This is a genomic window from Mesorhizobium sp. WSM4904, assembly GCF_029674545.1.
Classification (GTDB): domain Bacteria; phylum Pseudomonadota; class Alphaproteobacteria; order Rhizobiales; family Rhizobiaceae; genus Mesorhizobium.
In genome coordinates, this window is sequence record NZ_CP121354.1 from 4,783,019 (window position 1) to 4,800,776 (window position 17,758).

The following is a 17,758-nucleotide window of genomic DNA, read 5'->3' on the forward strand; positions in this document are numbered from 1 at the left end:
GCCGGCCCGAACAATAGTCGGGCGATGTTCGAGGCGATAGCGAGTCACTGGTCTACGCTTATTCTTCTCCTGTCGTTGGCTATGGCGGCCGTCGGCATCGTCCATGCCATCATGACGAAGGAGGACGTGCGCGCCGCCACCGGTTGGGTCGGCGTGATGCTTTTGTCGCCTTTCCTCGGCGCCATCATCTATGCCATCGCCGGCATCAACCGCATCCGCCGCGCGACAATCAGCGCCCTGCGGCCCGTCACCGGCGAGGCCGCCGAGGCCAGGCACGACCGCGACGTGGCTGTGGAAGCGCTGATCGAAGCTCAGTACGGCCAGCGCTTCATCGGGTTGAAGACGCTCGGCGACAGGGTGGCGCGGCGGCCGCTGACTTCGGGAAACGCGATCGCCGTGCTCGAGACCGGCGACGAGGCCTATGCGGCGATGTGCAAGGCCATCGACGGCGCGCAAAAGAGCGTGCTGCTCGAGACCTATATTTTCGACAACGACGCCGTCGGGCAGATGTTCGTCCATTCGCTGGCCGGCGCCGTCAAACGCGGCGTCGCGGTGCGGGTGCTGATCGACGCCGTCGGCGTGCGCTATTCCGTGCCGAGCATTCTCCACCAGCTCAAGGAAGCCGACGTCGCCGTCGACCTCTTCAACGGCAAGATCGTCATGGGCTTGAGACTTCCCTATGCCAATCTCAGGACCCACAGGAAGATCCTGGTCGTCGACGGCACGGTGGCGTTCACTGGAGGCATGAACATCCGCAAGGGATTCTCGGCCGAATTCGCTGGCTCCGACAGCTCCAGGGACACGCATTTCGAGGTCACCGGGCCGGTGGTGGCCGACCTGTTCTCGGTCGCCGCCGAGGACTGGCGCTTCGCCGGCAATGAGGCGCTGAAGGGCGATATCTGGCCAGTCGAACGCGGCGCGCCGCCGCCCGGCCAGCCGATGCTGGTCAGGGCCGTGGCGACAGGCCCGGATGCCTCGAACGAAACCAACCACAAATTGCTGATGGGAGCGTTTTCGGTCGCGCGCAAATCGATCCGCATCATGTCGCCCTATTTCCTGCCGGACCGCGAGCTGATCAGCGCGCTGACCACGGCCGGCCGTCGCGGCGTCGAAATCGACATCGTGGTGCCGGCGGTGAACAACCTTTTCCTGGTCGATCATGCGATGACGGCGCAGTTCGACCAAGTGCTGAAGCATTATTGCCGCGTCTGGCGCCACGAAGGCCCGTTCGACCATTCCAAGCTGATGGCCATCGACGGCGTGTGGGCGTATGTCGGCTCGTCAAACCTCGACGCCCGCTCGCTGAGGCTGAATTTCGAGATCGACATGGAGATCCTGGACGCCAATTTCGCCGCCGAGATCGATGCCCGCATCGGCGCCGCGATCGCGTCCGCGCAAGAGGTGACACTGCAGACGCTGAAGGCGCGGCCGTTCGTCATTCGCGTTTTCGACCGATTGCTGTGGCTGGGATCGCCCTATCTATAGACGAGGAAGACAAGCAGCAGGCCCATGGAGAGAAACGGACGCAGCCTTCCGGAGACCGTGCTCCTGTCGATCCGCGGCAGAAAGATGCGCAAGGCGATGTCGACGCCGCGCAAGCGGATAGAGGGCGCCGAGATGGTGGTCGCCTCCTACAACGTCCATAAATGCATCGGCACCGACCGCAAATTCGACCCCGAACGGACCGCGCGCGTCATCCGCGAGATCAGTCCTGACGTGATCGCGCTGCAGGAGGCCGACAACCGGTTCGGCGATCGCGCCGGTCTGCTCGACCTCAACCGTCTCGAAATCGAAACGGGACTGGTGCCGGTGCCGATCAGCGGAAACGGCAAGGCGCATGGCTGGCGCGGCAACGTGCTTCTGTTCAAGCGCGGCACCGTGCGCGACGTTCACCAGATCAAGCTGCCGGGCCTGGAGCCGCGCGGGGCGCTGATCGCCGAGATCGATCTCGACGAGAACCGGACGCTTCGCGTGATCGCCGCCCATCTCGGCCTGCTGCGCCGCTCGCGCTCGGAACAGGCCCGCGTCGTGCTCGACATCATGAGCAGCGCCGATGAAAGGCCGACGCTGTTGCTCGGCGACCTCAATGAATGGCGGCTCGGCAACCGATCGGCGCTGAACACGCTGCACACGACCTTCGGCCACGCGCCGCCGGCCGTGCCCACCTTTCCCTCCGGCTTGCCGGTGCTGGCGCTCGACCGGATCATGGGCAACCGGCACGGCATGGTGTCAGCCGTCGAAGCGCATGACACGCCGCTGTCGCGGGTCGCCTCCGATCATCTGCCGCTGACGGCTTACGTGCATCTGTAGCCGAGCGCGGCCCAAGGCGAGGCACTGTCGGTGTGGGCGGCGAATGCATTGGTGCGGGCGCCGCTCAAGGATGAGCGCAATGCCGGCGCTCCAGTATCGGGAAGTCAGGACTCCGGAAGGCCGGCCCGCGCCAGCATTTCGAGGAACCGCGAGTGATGATCATCCCGCACATAGCGCGGCAGAAAGCCGGGGCAGACATTTTCCAGGTTGAGATGCGGAAGTTGCGACAAGCAATGATGGATGGCGCGTGAGGCTTCTTCATTGTTGCCGGTCGCCGAAGCAGCGGCCGCCCAGTAAAGGGCGCCGCGAACGAAACCCGGCTTTGTCCTGACCACCTTGCGGGCGACTTCGAGCGCCCGGCGGTCGTCGCCGCCGGCGAACAGCGCGACCGCCAGTCCATGATGACGCCAGAAGTCGATGACGTCGTGCGTGCCGAGGCGGATCGCTTCATTGGCCGAGCGCAGCGCTTCGCTCACCTGGCCGCGCAAGCCGTAAAGTTCGCCGAGATCGCCGTGGCCACTCGGATAGCTCGGGTTGAGGCTGACCGCATGACGGCATTCGACGATCGCCTCGTCGATCCGGCCATCACATTCGTAGGCGAACGACAGGATGCAACGGGCAATCTCATCATCCGGCACGGCCCTTACCGCATCTTCGGCGAGCCGGATCGCGTTGTCGACATGCTCTTGCTTGCCAGGCAGCGCGCCGAATGCAAGCCCCATGGTCGTCGCGATGGACAGTGTCCGCTTTGCCCGAGCATTTTCCGGCGCGATCAACAGCGCCTTCTCGGCGAGTTCCTTGGACTCCAGCAGCGAGTCCCTGGTCATCTCGAAGTACTTCATCAGCGCTTCATTCACCAACCAGCGCACCTCCGGAACGCCCGCAGGGCTCTTGTCACGAACCTTCCAGTTGGTCAGTTGAAGTTCGAGGCTGACCGCCAGCACAACCGACTGTGCGATCCTGTCCTGGAATTCGAGCGCGTTCTCCGAATGGCCGTCGAATTTCTGGGCCCAGACATTGTGACCACCGGCGGCGTCGACGAGCTGGACGTTCACCCTCAGCTCATCCCCGGACCTCTGGATGCTGCCGTTGAGCGTATAGCGGGCGCGCAGCGTGGTCGGCGCCTTGGAATCCTCGCCGCTCTCCAAGTGCGGGAGCCCCGAGAGAACGACATAGTTGGCCACCTCGGAGAGGGCCGTGGTGATGTCATGAACGAGACCCTTGGCGAAGAAGTCGTCGCCTCGCTCTCCCGTCAAATTGGCGAAGTCGCCGACACTGATGGATGGACGCCCGAGGCGCTGGCCGGCCGGAACCGCATTTGCAGGCTGTTGACCTGGCGACGTATCGGCGGAAGAAAGGGATTGCCAAAGCGCCCGGGTCTCCGGGCTGACGTCGACACCGAACTCTTTCTTCAACACGCTTCTGCAAGCTTCGAAAGTTCGCAGGGCCTTGTCCCGCTGACCGCAGGCAACAAGCAGCTCCATCTTCAGCCGATAGGATTCTTCCCGGGTCGGCTCCATGGCCAGAATTCGATCCGCCACGGCCAGACCGCTTTCGGCATCCACGAGGCGCGCGAGCCTCTCGAAGGACTCAAGAGCACGGCTCAGCAGCCTTTCACGTTCCGAAGCCGCCCAATCATCGAAAGCATTGCTGCCCAGGTAGAACCCGTCGAGAAACGGCCCGGTGTAAAGCGCCAGCGCCGTTTGGAGTTCCTGAGCGGAACGGGCTGAAAGACCGGTTTCAAAATCCTCCACGTCAACCCGCACCGCATCCGGTGCAAGACCGATCAGTTCCTTGTGGGAATGGACGATATCCATGCCGGCTCGCGACAGATCCCGGCGCAGGACGCTCAGCGTCTGCCGCAAACTGTTGCGCGAGTGCTCGCCGTCGCTATCGCCCCATAGAAGGTCGGCCAGCCGTTCCCGACGTGCGGCCATGCCCGGACAGCGGGCCAGATAGGCGAGGATCGCCGGGCCTCGCTTTCCGGTCAGCCAAACCGGACCGCCAGCTTCCTTTTCAATCTGGAAACCGCCGAAGAGTGAGACTTTGCTGCCGGCGACGCCCGCCCCATTTCGCATTTGCTTGAACAGCTTCTCAGAATGACGAAATTCTAACTCAAAACTAACGCTGCGGAAACTGCGCAGCCCCACCTCCAAGCGCTGCCGTGACGGTATGTGATTTAGGCTTAGCTAAATTAGTGGCTTGTTTCCAGCCGAGGGGTGCGGCGAATGTCAAAGCTCATAGCCAACGTACTGCTCCTGTTTGCCGGGCCGCGGGAGCGTGCCTATTCCTTGCTGAGACTGGCGGCGCTCGCCGCCGCGACGTTCTGGGTGCCGACCGCGCATGCCGCCGACGTCGACGGTGCGGTGCTGAACGTCGGCGTCGCGGTCGTCTTCGCGGTGGACTTCTCCTCTTCGATCGACCCCAAGATCGCCGATCTGCAGCGCGAGGGCCATGCCGCGGCGCTCACCTCGCCCGAGATCATCAGGGCCATCTCCCAGAATTACATCGGCTGCATCGGCGTGGCTTATTTCGAATGGTCGAGTCCCGGCTACTCGCGCACGGTGCTGCCGTGGACACGTATCTGCGGCCTGGAAGACGCCAAGCGGGCCGCGTCCGAGATCAGGAAGCACGGCGACACCGGCCATTTTCGCCGGGGCCGCGGCGGAACGTCGGTTTCGGCGGCCATCGATGTCGGAAGCCTTCTGCTCGACCGGTTTCCGGGCAACGCGATGAAGAAGGTGATCGATATCTCTTCCAACGGCGAGAACAATGACGGGCTGCCCGTTCAGCCGAGCCGGCAGAACGCCATTGCCAAGGGATACACGATCAACGCGATCGCCATTCCATCGGACGACGAGGTCCCCGGGCAATCGCTGGCGTCCTATTTTGCGCAGTCCGTCATCGGCGGCTCCCAGGCCTTCGTGGTTTCGTCGGCCGGGCCGCGCGACTACATCACGGCGCTGCGCCGCAAGCTGGTGACGGAAGTCAGCATGAACGACCCGCGCCTTGCAGCAACGGACATTCCTTAGGCCCGCACGGCCGCGCCGTGCCTGGCGGCCGTCTCCTGGCAACGGGCGACAGGCTATTCGACGCGCGCCGCATCCCACCATCCCGGCATGGTCGTCCATGCGCCGACGAAGGGCGGCGTCATCACGCAAGACCGCTGCTCGACCGCTTCGCGGCACAACCGTTCGGCCAAGGTGTCGATCCCGATCTCTTCGGCGGTCGCGATGCCCAGGCGCTCGGCCATAGGCAGCAGGCTGCGCAAGGTCTGCGAGATATAGTTGTAGAGCGGCGAGGCAGGCCCGGCGCCGGCAAGGCCGGCTGAAATCATCTGCGGCGCCGGGAGCCCCGCGGCAGCGAAGGTCATCGGCAGCCTGCTGCCCATGTCGATCTCGAACCCGGCGCGCTCGATGGTGTCGGAGATCCAGTCGACGCACCGGCTGAACAACGGTCCCTCGGGAAAGCTACGCGTGAGCGGCATGGCCAGTTCCTGGAAGGCGACGATGCCGCCCGGCCTGACATGGCCGGCAAGCCGCCTGAGTGTCGCGGACGGATCGGGCAGATACATCAGGACGAGCCGGCCGATCACGGCATCGAAGGTTTCCTCGCAAGCGAAAGCGTCGAGATCCTCCGTGGCAAACCTGGTCCAGTAGCATCGCCCGGTTTCGATGGCGCGACGCTCCGCCATCGCTGTGGCGTCCGCCGAACGGTCGACGCCAAGCACCATGCCGCGAGGGCCGACCAGCTTTGCGGCCAGCAGCGACACGTCGCCCACGCCGCAGCCGACGTCGAGCACGCGCATGCCCGGCCGAATTCCGGCCCGGCGCAGCACATCTTCGGTGAAGTCGCGGATCAACGCGCCCTGCAGCTCCAGCCGCTGCAGTTCGTGGCTGGAGTAGCCCAGCGCATAGGGGCGCGGGTCGGTTGCGGGCGCATCGGCACTCACGACAGGATTGGCAAGTCTCTTTTCCATGAAACTTCTCCTCTTCGCTGAGAAAGTCTGATCGGTGTTCGTCGACCGGGCCGGCGGACACTGGTCATTTGATCCCGACGATGATCGAGGTGGGGCCGGCGAGATGTTCGCAACGGACCTCGGCAAAACCGGCTTCCTTGACCCAGCCGATGCCCTCGGCCCGGGTGTAGTCGAAGCCGCCATTGGTATTGACCAGCATGTTGAGGCTCATCAGCAGCCCCGCGGCATTCTCCCGCCGCTCGTCATCGATGATCTGGTCGTAGACGACGAGCGCGCCGCCCTTTGGGCAGCGCCGACCAAGCCTTGGCAAGCAGCTCGCGCTTCACCTCCAGGTTCCAGTCGTGGAGGATGTGCCCCATCACCAGCACCTCGGCGGAAGGCAGCGGCCCGGCGAGGAAGTCGCCGGAATAGAAGCTCAGCCTGTCCGCCAGCGCATGCCGCTCGACATAGGCCTCGAACACCGGCCGCATCGGCGGCAGGTCGAAGCCGCCACCGCTGAGATGCGAATGGAGGCGGCCGACCTCGACCGGAAGCCTGCCTTCGGCCGTACCGATGTCGATGAAGGTGTCGTAGTTCGCCCAGGGAAACCGGCGGGCGAGCGCTTCCGCAGCCTGCAGGCTGCCGCCGCTCATCGCCTTGGCGAACATCTCCACCTTCTCCGGGTCCGAAAACAGCATCTCGAAGAGATCCTCGCCGTCTGCGGTGCCGTTTTGCGGCTTGCCGGTCCTGAGCGCTTCGGTGAGCAAGCCCCAGTTCGCGTAGAGCCGCCGCCCTGCCCCGGCGAGCATGCCGCCGACATAGGTCGACTTGTTGCGGTCGAGGTAGCGCTCGGTCGCCGCGGTGTTGCGGTAGACGCCGCCGTCGCGCTCCAGCATGCGCAGCGTGACCAGCGCATCGAAGAAATCGCGCGCGCCGCGCTCATGCAATCCAAGACGCTGTCGCAGCGTCTCCCCGTCGAGCGGGCCGGCGGCCAGCTCGGTGAACAGGCCTAGCTCGGCGGCGCTCAGCAACGTCTTCGAGGCCCAGAAGCCGAGACCCAGCTGCAAGATGCCTTCGGGCGAGAGCTCCGTGGCGTCCTTCGCCCCCGCCATCGCTTTCGTCGCCTCGGTGATGCGTGTGTCCATGACAATCCTCCTGGCTCCGGAGCCTGATCCATTGAACTAGGATGAGGCTCCATCCGATTGATCAGCCGCGATCTTTTCGGGCCATAAGATTTCGGATCGCGGCCCAGGTCGCCGCAGGACTGTCGCGGAAGCCTGCTACGGGCTGATTTCAGGAGGCGAGAATTTGGTTACAATGGTAACGGAGTCATCGGCCGGCCAGCATCGGCGTCAGTGCAGATGACGGGCCAGGCATTGCGCGACCGCGGCCGACAGCAGCGGCTTCTTGATGACTTCGCTTATGCCGGCCGCCGTCAGCTGGCGCGATCTCGGCGACCGGCCGTAACCGGTCATCAGCACGACCGGCAATTCCGGCCGAATCCGATGCAATTGGCCGGAGAGCTCGATGCCGGTCATGTCGGGCATCACCTCGTCGGTCAGCACAAGGTCGAAGCGCTCCGGATCCGTGCGGAATGCGCTGAGGGCAGCGGGGGTCCGGTCAAATCCGACCGGCTCATAGCCGAGCGCGGCCAGCATCTCTTCGGCAAGCTGCATGAGCGGCGTGTCGTCGTCGACGACAAGGATCGTCTCGCCGCTGCCGTACCGTATCGGAACGTCGGCGGCCCCGTCCTCCTCCACGTCCTCGGCGGCGCGCTCGATCCGCGGAAAATAGATTTCGAATGTCGTGCCTTCGCCGACCTTGCTCCGCACATCCACCGCGCCCCCGTGAGCCGCGACGATGCCGTGCGCCGTCGACAGGCCGAGCCCCGTGCCCTGCCCCGCCGGCTTGGTGGTGAAGAACGGTTCGAAGATGCGCTCGAGCGTCGCCTGATCCATGCCGCTGCCGCCGTCGCTGACGGCGAGGCGGATGTAGCGGCCGGGCGGCAGATTGCCATGCGACAGCATGCTGGCCTCCACAGGGGCCGTCGTGTCGAGATAGACCCGCATGACGCCGCGATTGTTCATCGCGTGCCCGGCGTTTGCGCCGAGATTCATGACCACCTGCTGAAGCTCGGTCGGGTCGCCCATCATCACGGCGTCGGCGGCGGCAAGATGCGTCTCCACTGAAAGCGTGGCGGGAAACGAGGCGCGCAACAGGTCGACGGCCTCCGCAACCACGGGCTGCGCCCTGAGCGCGTGATGCCGCCGCTCGCGGCGGCGGCCAAAGGCAAGGATCTGCTCGGTGACGTCCTGCGCCCGCTCGCCTGCTTTCATGATCTGCTGGACATAGCGCCGCGCGCGGGACTCCTTGAGCAGCACCGCCAGCGCCATCTCGCCATAGCCGAGGATCGCGCCGAGAATGTTGTTGAACTCGTGCGCTATGCCGCCGGCCAGCGTTCCGATCGCTTCCAGCCGCTGCGACTGGTTGAGCCTGGCCTGCAGCGCCTCGCGTTCGCGTTCGCTCCGCTCGCGTGCGATGGCATTGGCGAAAATCTCCGCGGCGGTGCGCAGGAGGGCGATGTCGTCGTCCGCCCAATGCTTCTCATGCGTCACGGCATCGAGAGCCAGGAAGCCCAGCCGCTCGCCGGTGTGCCATAGCGGTATGCACAGCCAGGATCGAAGCCGCCAGTTCTGAAGGCGCGCCTTCTCAGGGCCATCCGGCAGCTCGCCGACACGAGGGACCGAGATGCAGCCCTGCTGCTCGTTGTCCGCGAGCGACCAGCGCGAAGCGAGCTCGATCATGTCCTTCGCCGGACGACCCGGCATGTCCACGCCCTCGCGGCGATGGGCATAGCCGCCGGCCGGGCCGGCGTCGCCCGCGCGGGTGACGACGATCTGCGCACCGTCGAGCCCGGACTGTGCCACCAGACGGGCAAGACCCTCGGCGATATCGGAGCGGATGCGATCGCGCGGCAGGTTGATGAACTGGGACGAGATCGATGCGATCAGGCCCTCGAATTGCAGCCGCTCGCGCAGGATCTGCGCGTTGCGGCGCAGGCGCGCGAGCAGATAGGCCACGTAGCCGACGAGGACCAGCGCGGCGACGTAGAGCATCGCCTGGAACAGCGCCGCCCTCGCCGCCAGGCGCCCATGCGCCGCGAGATAGGCGTCCTGGAGTTCGCGGGCCCGCTCGCCTGTCGGCGCGGCTTGTAGGCGCGAGACGAGATCGTCGACCTCGGGGAGCCTCGAAACGATAAGCCGGCCATGCGAACCGAGCGACCGGACATCGCCCGCTCGCGCAGTGTCGAGCGACGGGCTTTCCAGCCGATCGAGCGCGGCGGTGACGGCCTTGGCCTCTTCCGGCTGGGGATCGCCGATGAACCGCGACATGGCGATGGTCAGGGCTCCGATCTCCACCGCGCGAAGGCCGCCCTCGGACGCAAGCCGGCCGCTCATGTAGTTGAAATAGTTCAGGGAATTCTGCAGCAGCGCATTGGCCGACTTGAACGCCTCGACAGTCGTCTCCTCGTCGCGCACCGCGGCGACGACCCCTGCTACGCGACGGTCGATGTCCGCCCGCGCCTCGCCGCTGGCGACGTCACGGGCGACCGGCAGGGCCAGCGTCGCCTCGTCCAGCCTGCCGATCGAGCGGACGAGCGGGTCGTAGTCGCGCAGCAGGCCCGTCCGCGCCCTCAGCACATCGCGCTGGAGGGCGGCGTTATAGAGAATGACGGTCCTGAGGGCGTCGAGGGTGCGCTCGTGGCGCGCGGCATCGGGTGCGGCGCCCTGCACGAGAAGATAGGTAAGCACAATGAGCAGGCAGGCGACGACCGGCGCCAGGATGGAGAGCGATTTCATGGCTGCGGATGCTCGGCTGCGCTGGTCAATAGGCGGCCGCGATAGCGGCCGGTCAACGTGCCGAGGAATTCGACGATGAGATCGGCGTCATGCTGATCGAGTTCCCGGCCAAGCTGGTTGCGCGCCATGATCCTCACCGCTTCGCCAAGGGAGGCGGTGCGGCCGTCATGAAAGTACGGAGCCGTCACCGCGACATTGCGCAGGCTCGGAACGCGAAACACGTGGCGGTCGGCTTCGATGCCGGTGACGGCGAAGCGGCCGAGATCGGCCGTGGTGACGGTTTTCTGGCCGGCGAAGGGATCCTGGAAGATGCCGAACTTCTGAAACAGGTTACCGCCTATGTTGACGCCCTGGTGGCAGGCGATGCAGCCATAGGCCTTGAACAGCCGGTAGCCCTGCTCCTCGTCGCCAGAGATGGCGCCGCGCTCGCCCTTGAGATAGCGGTCGAAACGGGCATCGGGCGTGATCAGCGAGCGCTGAAAGACGGCGAGCGCGTCGAGCACGCCCGTCCGTCCGGGCGCGGCGCCGTAGAGCTTCGCGAACCGTCCGGAATAGTCCGGATCGGCGCGCAGCTTCGCCAGCAGTTCCTCCCAGCTCGTATTCATCAATCTCTTGTCGAGCAAGGCTGCCTCGTTCTGCTCCTCGAAGGAGTGGAAATTGCCGCGCCAATTCAGCCGGAAATCGAGCGTGGCGTTGAAGACCGTCGGCGCGTTGAAATCGAGCCGCCCGCCATCCGCCGCCACGGAGCGAACCTGGCCGTCGTCGCCACCGCGATCGAGCCGGTGACAGGAACTGCAAGCGAACAGGTCGCCATGCGAGAGCCGGGGGTCGTTGAACAGGCTTTCGCCGAGCGCGACCCTGGCCGGGTCGGCAGCGCGGGCCTCCGCCAGCGGAGCGATCGGCTCGGCCGTCTCGGGAGCAGGCCGGCCGACCTCAACCAGTGCAAAAGGGGCGATTGTCAGGCAAAACGGAACAAAAAGCCCCGCCAGAACCTTACCAGTCTGCTCATGCGCCATCGTGTGAGCCTTTCGGCCGGCCAAGTAGTTCATCGGCGCTTACCAATAAATCGCCGAAAATCGATGTTTAATGATGCTCTATAAAAGCAACGGCCAGGCCATGGGTTCCATGTTTGCGGACGGTGCGACATGCCAGCCGAACGGAACACGCGCCTCGAAGAACAGGCGGAAGGCAGGATGAAGTCGGGGTCGGCGGGAAAGCATATCCTCGTCGTCGACGACGACCCCGATATGCGCGCCATGCTTGCCAACTACCTCGAGGGCGAGAACTTCAGGGTCAGCGCCGTCGCCGACGGCCGGGCCATGGCCCGCGTCTTCAACGAACGCACGGTGGACCTGATGATCCTCGACATGCGGCTTGCGGACGAGGACGGGTTCGACATCATGCGGCGGCTGGGCAGCCCGCCGGAGGCGCCCATCATCATCATCACCGGCCACAGGCGCGAGGAGACGGACCGCATCGTCGGCCTGGAGCTCGGCGCCGACGACTACATAACCAAGCCCTTCAGCCTCCGGGAGCTTTTGGCGCGCGTGCGCGCCGTGCTGAGGCGGGCGGGCGCGGCGCAGCGGCGTCCGCAGCGCAAAAGGCACACGCGCTACCGCTTTGCCGGCTGGGAGCTCGACCAGCGCAGCAGAAGCCTCAAATCGCCGGACGGCCAAGCGACGCCGCTGACCGCGGGCGAGTTCAACCTGTTGGTGGCGTTGCTGAGATCGCCACGACAGATCCTGAGCCGCGAGCAGCTTCTTGCGGCGAGCAGAATGCACGACGAAGAAGTGTTCGACCGCAGCATCGACGTGCAGATCCTGCGGCTGCGCCGCAAGCTCGAGGCCAACCCGAGCGAGCCGAAGCTCATCGTCACCGAACGCGGCGCCGGCTATGGGTTCACGGCGGCGGTAGAGGTGGTGTGAGAGGCCGGCAGGGAGGATAACGGTCGAAGCAGCGATCCTTCGCGCCCCACCTCTAGGCTAATGTAGCGCTGGTCGACCCCCACTCCGTCTCGGCTTCGCCGAGCCACCTCTCCCCCGATCGACGGGGTAGAGAAGGGCGCCAGGCTTTTTGCCGTCAGTGCTTGTCCAGCAGCGCTCCCTTCCTTTCCCTCCGGAGGGGGGAAAGGTGGCGCTGCGAAGCAGCGACGGATTGGGGGAACCACGTGGCAATCAAGCCTCAGGTCGCTCATCCCTCCCTCAGCCACACCAGCATCTCGCCGGGGTCGCGGTTGTCCCAGGCGAAATAGGGAACGGCCTTGAGCGTCGTTTGCTCCGTCGCCGGCGGCTCGGAGCGATAGAGGTCGCTGCCCCAGTCCTCCGTTTCGGCCCGGCTGCCGATGGCCGAGAGGGTGACGATGCCGCCGAGCAGGTTCGGCTCGGGATGCGCCTCGAGCCTGGCCTCGCGCGGTAGTGCGATGCGGTGCAGTCCGCCGCCATTGTCGGTCTCCTCGACGCAGTAGATCAGCGGGCCGCGCGCAAGCGCCACGCGGCCGATGTCCTGGCGCACTTCCGGGTTGGCGAAGAGGCGGGCCATCGACATTTCGAGGTCGAGCTCGACCCGGTCGCCCTTTTGCCATTGGCGGCGGATCGCGGCATAGCCGTCGCTGGTCGCGGCAGCGAGATCGACCATCTTGCCGTTCACCTTGAGCGCCGCGTTGCGGCACCAGGCGGGTATGCGCAGGTGAAGCGTGAACGCAATCGGCGTCTCCGCCTCGACGTCGATCGCGACCGCGCCGTCCCAGGGATAGTTGCTGGTCTGGACGAGGCTGACCGGCCGGCCGGCGATCTCGAAGCGGGCGGTCGAGTCGCCATAGAGGTGCACCGCCAGCGCGTCGTCGGCGAGGCCGTAGAAATAGCTGCCGATGGAAGCCACCATGCGGCCGATATTGGGCGGGCAGCAGGGGCAGCGGTGCCACTTCCAGCGATGATGCCCGCCCCGGCTCTCCAGCGGGTTCTCGTAGAAGAACAGCGAGCCGTCGAGCGACAGGCCCGAGATCGAGCCGTTGTAAAGCGCGCGCTCCATCATGTCGGCGTAGCGGGCGTTCGGCCCCATACCGAGCATGCGGCTCGCCCAGAACACCAGGCCGACGGAAGCGCAGGTCTCGGCATAGGCGGTCTCGTTGGGCAGGTCGTAGTCGCTGGTGAAGCCTTCATTGTGCGCCGACGGGCCGATGCCGCCGGTGACGTAGAGGCTCTTGGTCGTCAGATCGTCCCACAGCCGGTCGAGCGCCGCGCGCAGGCTGTCGTCGCCATATTCGGTGGCGATGTCGGCCATGCCCGAGAAGAGGTACATCGCCCGGACCGCGTGGCCGACGACCTTGTCTTGCTCGCGCACCGGCTTGTGCGACTGATTGTACTCGTAAGTCTTGAAATGATAGGCCTTCGGGTCGGCGCCGCGGGCGCGCGCCTCCTCGTCGAAATAATGCGGCTGCTGGCCGCGCTGGTCGATGAAATACTTGGCGAGATCCATGTATTTCTTCTCGCCCGTCACGCGCGCGAGCTTGACCAGCGCCAGCTCGATCTCCTCATGGCCGCAATAGCCTTTCTTTTTGCCGGGCTCCGGGCCGAACATCGAGGCGATGTGGTCGGCGTAGCGGCACATGATGTCGAGCAGCTTGCGCTTTCCGGTCGACTGAAAGTAGGCGACCGCGCCCTCGATCAGATGGCCGGCACAGTAGAGCTCGTGGCAGTCGCGCAGGTTCGTCCAGCGCAGGCCGGGCTGGATGCGCTGGTACCAGCTCGACAGATAGCCGTCCTCCTGCTGCAATTTTGCGTACATGTCGATGACGGCATCGATCTTCTTCTCCAGCTCCGGATTGCGGCGCCGGTAGAGCGAATAGGCGGCGGTCTCGATGGTCTTGCCCCAGTCGGAATCCCAGAACATCTGCGTCGTCACCGTCGAGCCGGTGAACTCGGCGCCCTGTTCATCGGCCTCGTCCGGCGACGGCGAATGGAAGGGAATGACGACGCCCGGCGACGGCCGGTCCGGATCGATCTGTTCCAGCATGCGCGCCTCGACGCAGCGGTCGTAGAGGATGCCGGCGGTCTTGCCAGCCACCGCATCGACACGGTCGCCCCAGAAGCCGCGGACATCGACCTGCGGCACCGGCAACGGGCGGAAGGCGAGCTTCGGCCTGGCGGTGTCGGTTGCGGCGGCGGGCTGCGATGCGGTCATGAACTTCACTCCATTCGAATTATTTGACGGCCCCGGCCATCAGGCCGCGGATGTAGAAGCGCTGCAGCGCCAGGAACAGGATCAGGCAGGGCACCATCATCACGGTGACGCCCGCCTGCACCGCGCCCCAGTCGATGGCGCCGAAGCGGCCGGACTGGAGCGCGGTCATCATCACCGGCAGGGTGAATTTCGACTGGTCGGTCATCAGCACCAATGCCGCCAGGAACTCGTTCCAGGCGCCGAGGAAGGCGAAGAGCGCGATGGTGACGACGCCCGGCCAGACCAGCGGCAGCATCACCTTGACCAGCATGGTGACGTTGTTGGCGCCGTCCATGCGCGCGGCCTCCTCGATCTCGCGCGGCACGGCGTCGAAGGCGTTGCGCATCATGAAGATCGAGAAGGGAAGCTGCAGCGTGACGTAGACGCAGACCAGCCCCGTCAGCGTGTTGTGCAGGCCGAGCCTGGTCAGGACCAGGAAGATCGGCGTCAGGATCGACTGGAACGGGATCATGATCGTCGACAGGATGAGGACGAAGAAGAAATCCCGGAACGGAAAGCGGAAGCGCGAGAAGCCGTAGCCGGCAAGCACGCTGACCAGCACCGAGAGCAGCACCGTCATCGCTGAGACGTAGATGCTGTTCTGCGCCGAGGCCCAGAGCCCGTCGCCGAAGGTGTTCAGCGTCTGATAGTTCTCGACCGAGAAGCCGGTGGTGGGCCAGGGCGGCAGCGGCGGCTGGCGCGCCTCCTGCGCCGGCTTGAAGGTCGAAAGCACCGTCCACACGATCGGCGCCAGGAACAGCACCGAGGCGATCATGCCGGTGGAATGCCTGGCAAGGCTGAAGGCGACTTTCCGGTTTTGCGACATCGCCTCGGCCATCAGTCGAGCCCCTCGGGCTTGCGCAGCAGCCAGAGCTGGATGAGGCTGAGCGCCACCAGGATGACCAGCAGCACCATGGAAAGTGCCGCGCCGTAACCCAGTTTGAACGAAACGAAGGACTGGTTGAAGATCCAGTACACCGCCGTCAGCGTCTGGTTGCGCGGGCCGCCGCGCAGGATGATGTAGAACTGGTCGAAGGCGAGGATCGAGCCCGCCACCGACAGGATCAGCGCCAGCGCCAAAGTGCGGCGCATCAGCGGCAAGGTGATCGCCCGGAAGCGGGCAAACGGGCCGGCGCCATCGATGACGGCGGCTTCCTGCAAATCCTGCGGGATCGACTGCAGGCCGGTCATCAGGATGATCATGGTGAAGCCGGCGACCTTCCACACCACCATGGCGATGATCGACCAGAAGGCCGGCTGGAAGGTGGCGAGCAGATTGACCTTCCTATCGGTCAGGCCAAGCTCGAAGGCGGCCGGGCTGAACAGGCCGGAATCGACGTTCAAGAGCCACGACCAGAGCAGGCTCGCCGAGGCAAAGCCCACCACCGCCGGCATGAAGAAGGCGGTGCGGTAGAGATTGGTGAGCGGCCGCGGGCGCTCGATGAAGATCGCCAGCGGGAAGGCGACGGCGAAGATCGCGATGGTGACGATCACCGTATAGTAGAAGGTGAATTTGAGCGCGTTCCAGAAACGGGTGTCGCGCAGGATGGCGAAATAATTGTCGAGGCCGACAAGGGCATGCTCGCCCATCAGCGGCCAGTTGTTGAGCGACATCCACGCCGTCATGCCGAGCGGGATGACGAAGAAGACGGTGACGAAGGCGACGGCCGGCAGGACGTAGAGCAGGCCTACCCATTGCCGGCGGCTGACGAAGGCTCGTGTCCGGGCGGGCTTGAGGGGTGTTCCAGCGGAGTGAGACGTCGGTGTTCCCTGGAACACCCCTCATCCGTCTCGGCGCTGCGCGCCGATCCACCTTCTCCCACAAGGGGAGAAGGGGGCGCGAACCTCGCGGCGCCCTCAAATTGACGATGCTGATGAGAGTGAATTGTCTCAACGCGATAGTCCTGCTGTTAGCGCTGCGTCCCCCTCGAGGGGAGGGTCCGGCCGAAGGCCGGGGTGGGGTCGCCGGCGACGCGCGCCGACGACAATGAACGTCGAGCACTGCCGAGACGACCCCACCCGGACCTTCGGTCCGACCTCCCCTCAAGGGGAGGTAGGGGCGGCCGCCCGGCCAGGGAGACGGGGCGGGCGGCCGGTCAGAGCCTTGGCGGCGAGGCGTTGCGCGATCCTCGCCGCCGGCTGGCCCTGGTGTTACTTGTTCGGCGCCTGGTCGATGATCGACTGCATCGTCTCTTGCGCGTTTGAAATCGCGCCGTCGACATCGTCGCCGAAGAACACCTCGTTGACCATCTGCGTCCACGGGCCGTTGGCGGAGTTGATCAGGTCGTTGAACACCACCGTGTAGGGCGTGCGGCCCTTGGCCATAGCCTCTGCAGCCACCTGGTAGCGCGGATCGAGGTCCTTCAGCGCGTCCTTGGCGATGTCGCCGCGCACCGGCAGGCTGCCGTATTTGGCGAGGATGGTCTGGCCTTCCAGCGAGTAGGCGAAGTCCAGGAACTCCTTCACCACGGCGATCTTCTTGGTGCCCTTGGTGACGACGAAATTGTCGCCGCCGGCAAAGGACGACCAGCCGCCGTCCTTGCCGGGCAGGAAAGTGATGCCGTAGTCGATATCGGGGTATTGCGTGTTCAGCGCGCCGATGGCGAAGGCGCCGGACGGCGAGATGCCGATCTTGCCGCCGGCGAAGGCGGCGAAGAAGTTGGCGCCGGTGTCGGTCTGCGCGCCTTCGGGCACCAGCCCCTTCTTCACCATCGAGCGGTAGAGGTCGATCGCGCCGCGCAGCTGCGGGCTGTCCAGCGTCGCCTTGGAGCCGTCCTCGGAGAGGATGTCGCCGCCCGAGGCCCAGATCAGCGGTGTGAAGGTGAAGATGTTGCAGCCGCCGCAATTGCCGGAGAAGTAGAAGCCCTTGATGTCGCCGCCGAGCGCGTTGACCTTCTCGGCGTCGGCCTCGATCTCGGCCCAGGTCTTCGGCCCTTTTTCCGGATCGAGCCCCGCCTGCTTGAACAGCTTCTTGTTCCAGATCAGCACCGAGGAATCGGCCGAGAACGGCAGGCCGTAGACGCGGCCCTTGTAGGTGCCGGTCTTCACATGCGCCGGCGAGAGACTGGAAAAATAGGGCAAGGATTTCGCCCAGTCGGTGATGTCCTCGAGCTGGCCGGCGGCGGCGAAGGACGGCGTGTAGATCAGGTCGAGCGACAGCGCGTCGGGCGCGGTGCCGCCGGCGGCGGCGGCGCCGTATTTCGGGATGATCTCGGCATTCGGAATGATGTCGAGCTTGATCTGGTCCTTATGCGCCTTGTTGAAGGCATCGACGATGCGCGGCATGAAGTTCGAGCCGTCGGCGCGCACCCAGATGTTGGCGGTCTCGGCGGACGCCGCCTGCAGGCCGCCGCCGATCACGGCCGCGGCCAAGGCCAGCCTGGCAATCAAGGTTTTCATCATTCTCCTCCTC

Annotated in this window: 14 protein-coding genes; 4 read left to right on the top strand and 10 right to left on the bottom strand. The window is 65.3% G+C overall.

The window, feature by feature from the left end; translation table 11 throughout:
• Nucleotides 1-24 precede the first annotated feature (24 nt).
• A complete protein-coding gene (locus QAZ47_RS23015; protein WP_278230839.1) occupies nt 25-1,485 on the top strand; it encodes a phospholipase D-like domain-containing protein in 1,461 nt (486 codons plus the stop codon).
• A 24-nt stretch (nt 1,486-1,509) separates the two neighbouring features.
• On the top strand, nt 1,510-2,310 hold the full coding sequence (locus QAZ47_RS23020) for an endonuclease/exonuclease/phosphatase family protein (RefSeq protein WP_278230840.1): 801 nt from the start codon (nt 1,510-1,512) through the stop codon (nt 2,308-2,310).
• Nucleotides 2,311-2,414: 104 nt separating this feature from the next.
• On the opposite strand, the gene QAZ47_RS23025 is transcribed toward QAZ47_RS23020, so the two are convergent.
• Complete coding sequence (locus QAZ47_RS23025) at nt 2,415-4,388, bottom strand: BTAD domain-containing putative transcriptional regulator (RefSeq protein ID WP_278233852.1); 1,974 nt, start codon at nt 4,386-4,388, stop codon at nt 2,415-2,417.
• A gap of 150 nt (nt 4,389-4,538) precedes the next feature.
• On the opposite strand from QAZ47_RS23025, the gene QAZ47_RS23030 reads away from it, so the two are divergent.
• Nucleotides 4,539-5,342 (top strand): DUF1194 domain-containing protein, encoded by an 804-nt coding sequence (locus QAZ47_RS23030; RefSeq protein WP_278230841.1) that lies wholly within the window; start codon nt 4,539-4,541, stop codon nt 5,340-5,342.
• Between the two features lie 53 nt (nt 5,343-5,395).
• On the opposite strand, the gene QAZ47_RS23035 is transcribed toward QAZ47_RS23030, so the two are convergent.
• The 5 genes from QAZ47_RS23035 to QAZ47_RS23050 all read right to left on the bottom strand — a co-directional run bounded on the left by QAZ47_RS23035 (nt 5,396) and on the right by QAZ47_RS23050 (nt 11,177).
• Nucleotides 5,396-6,289 (bottom strand): methyltransferase domain-containing protein, encoded by an 894-nt coding sequence (locus QAZ47_RS23035; protein WP_278230842.1) that lies wholly within the window; start codon nt 6,287-6,289, stop codon nt 5,396-5,398.
• 64 nt (nt 6,290-6,353) lie between these two features.
• The gene (locus QAZ47_RS32135) at nt 6,354-6,599 is read right to left on the bottom strand and encodes a hypothetical protein (RefSeq protein WP_347567156.1); all 246 of its coding nucleotides are present in this window, start codon (nt 6,597-6,599) and stop codon (nt 6,354-6,356) included.
• Nucleotides 6,532-7,413 carry a methyltransferase gene (locus tag QAZ47_RS23040; RefSeq protein WP_347567157.1) on the bottom strand — a complete coding sequence of 294 codons (882 nt, stop codon included), beginning with the start codon at nt 7,411-7,413 and terminating at the stop codon, nt 6,532-6,534. The genes QAZ47_RS32135 and QAZ47_RS23040 overlap by 68 nt, the downstream gene beginning before the upstream one ends.
• 207 nt (nt 7,414-7,620) lie before the next feature.
• Nucleotides 7,621-10,128 (bottom strand): two-component system VirA-like sensor kinase, encoded by a 2,508-nt coding sequence (locus QAZ47_RS23045; protein ID WP_278230843.1) that lies wholly within the window; start codon nt 10,126-10,128, stop codon nt 7,621-7,623.
• Nucleotides 10,125-11,177, bottom strand: coding sequence for a cytochrome c peroxidase (locus QAZ47_RS23050; RefSeq protein WP_278230844.1), 1,053 nt, complete (start codon nt 11,175-11,177; stop codon nt 10,125-10,127). The genes QAZ47_RS23045 and QAZ47_RS23050 overlap by 4 nt, the downstream gene beginning before the upstream one ends.
• 96 nt (nt 11,178-11,273) lie before the next feature.
• Here QAZ47_RS23050 and QAZ47_RS23055 point away from each other — a divergent pair, with 96 nt between their 5' ends.
• Nucleotides 11,274-12,053, top strand: coding sequence for a response regulator (locus QAZ47_RS23055; protein WP_278230845.1), 780 nt, complete (start codon nt 11,274-11,276; stop codon nt 12,051-12,053).
• Between the two features lie 265 nt (nt 12,054-12,318).
• Here QAZ47_RS23055 and QAZ47_RS23060 read toward each other — a convergent pair whose 3' ends face one another.
• The 4 genes from QAZ47_RS23060 to QAZ47_RS23075 form a co-directional block, all read right to left on the bottom strand.
• Nucleotides 12,319-14,307: a glycoside hydrolase family 127 protein gene (locus tag QAZ47_RS23060; RefSeq protein ID WP_278230846.1), complete on the bottom strand. Its 1,989-nt coding sequence runs from the start codon at nt 14,305-14,307 to the stop codon at nt 12,319-12,321.
• A 19-nt stretch (nt 14,308-14,326) separates the two neighbouring features.
• Nucleotides 14,327-15,184, bottom strand: a complete 858-nt coding sequence (locus QAZ47_RS23065; protein WP_278203051.1) for a carbohydrate ABC transporter permease — start codon at nt 15,182-15,184, stop codon at nt 14,327-14,329.
• Nucleotides 15,184-16,125 (bottom strand): sugar ABC transporter permease, encoded by a 942-nt coding sequence (locus QAZ47_RS23070; protein WP_278230847.1) that lies wholly within the window; start codon nt 16,123-16,125, stop codon nt 15,184-15,186. The genes QAZ47_RS23065 and QAZ47_RS23070 overlap by 1 nt, the downstream gene beginning before the upstream one ends.
• A 372-nt stretch (nt 16,126-16,497) precedes the next feature.
• On the bottom strand, nt 16,498-17,745 hold the full coding sequence (locus QAZ47_RS23075; RefSeq protein WP_278230848.1) for a sugar ABC transporter substrate-binding protein: 1,248 nt from the start codon (nt 17,743-17,745) through the stop codon (nt 16,498-16,500).
• Between the last annotated feature and the right edge of the window lie 13 nt (nt 17,746-17,758).

Bases quoted from the DNA above. Each gene is read 5' to 3' on its own strand.
- QAZ47_RS23035 (WP_278230842.1), bottom strand. From the start codon at position 6,289: ATGGAAAAGAGACTTGCCAATCCTGTCGTGAGTGCCGATGCGCCCGCA.
- QAZ47_RS23025 (WP_278233852.1), bottom strand. From the start codon at position 4,388: ATGCGAAATGGGGCGGGCGTCGCCGGCAGCAAAGTCTCACTCTTCGGC.
- QAZ47_RS23030 (WP_278230841.1), top strand. From the start codon at position 4,539: ATGTCAAAGCTCATAGCCAACGTACTGCTCCTGTTTGCCGGGCCGCGG.
- QAZ47_RS23060 (WP_278230846.1), bottom strand. From the start codon at position 14,307: ATGACCGCATCGCAGCCCGCCGCCGCAACCGACACCGCCAGGCCGAAG.
- QAZ47_RS23020 (WP_278230840.1), top strand. From the start codon at position 1,510: ATGGAGAGAAACGGACGCAGCCTTCCGGAGACCGTGCTCCTGTCGATC.
- QAZ47_RS23075 (WP_278230848.1), bottom strand. From the start codon at position 17,745: ATGAAAACCTTGATTGCCAGGCTGGCCTTGGCCGCGGCCGTGATCGGC.
- QAZ47_RS23040 (WP_347567157.1), bottom strand. From the start codon at position 7,413: ATGGACACACGCATCACCGAGGCGACGAAAGCGATGGCGGGGGCGAAG.
- QAZ47_RS23065 (WP_278203051.1), bottom strand. From the start codon at position 15,184: ATGGCCGAGGCGATGTCGCAAAACCGGAAAGTCGCCTTCAGCCTTGCC.
- QAZ47_RS23045 (WP_278230843.1), bottom strand. From the start codon at position 10,128: ATGAAATCGCTCTCCATCCTGGCGCCGGTCGTCGCCTGCCTGCTCATT.
- QAZ47_RS23055 (WP_278230845.1), top strand. From the start codon at position 11,274: ATGCCAGCCGAACGGAACACGCGCCTCGAAGAACAGGCGGAAGGCAGG.
- QAZ47_RS23015 (WP_278230839.1), top strand. From the start codon at position 25: ATGTTCGAGGCGATAGCGAGTCACTGGTCTACGCTTATTCTTCTCCTG.
- QAZ47_RS23050 (WP_278230844.1), bottom strand. From the start codon at position 11,177: ATGAACTACTTGGCCGGCCGAAAGGCTCACACGATGGCGCATGAGCAG.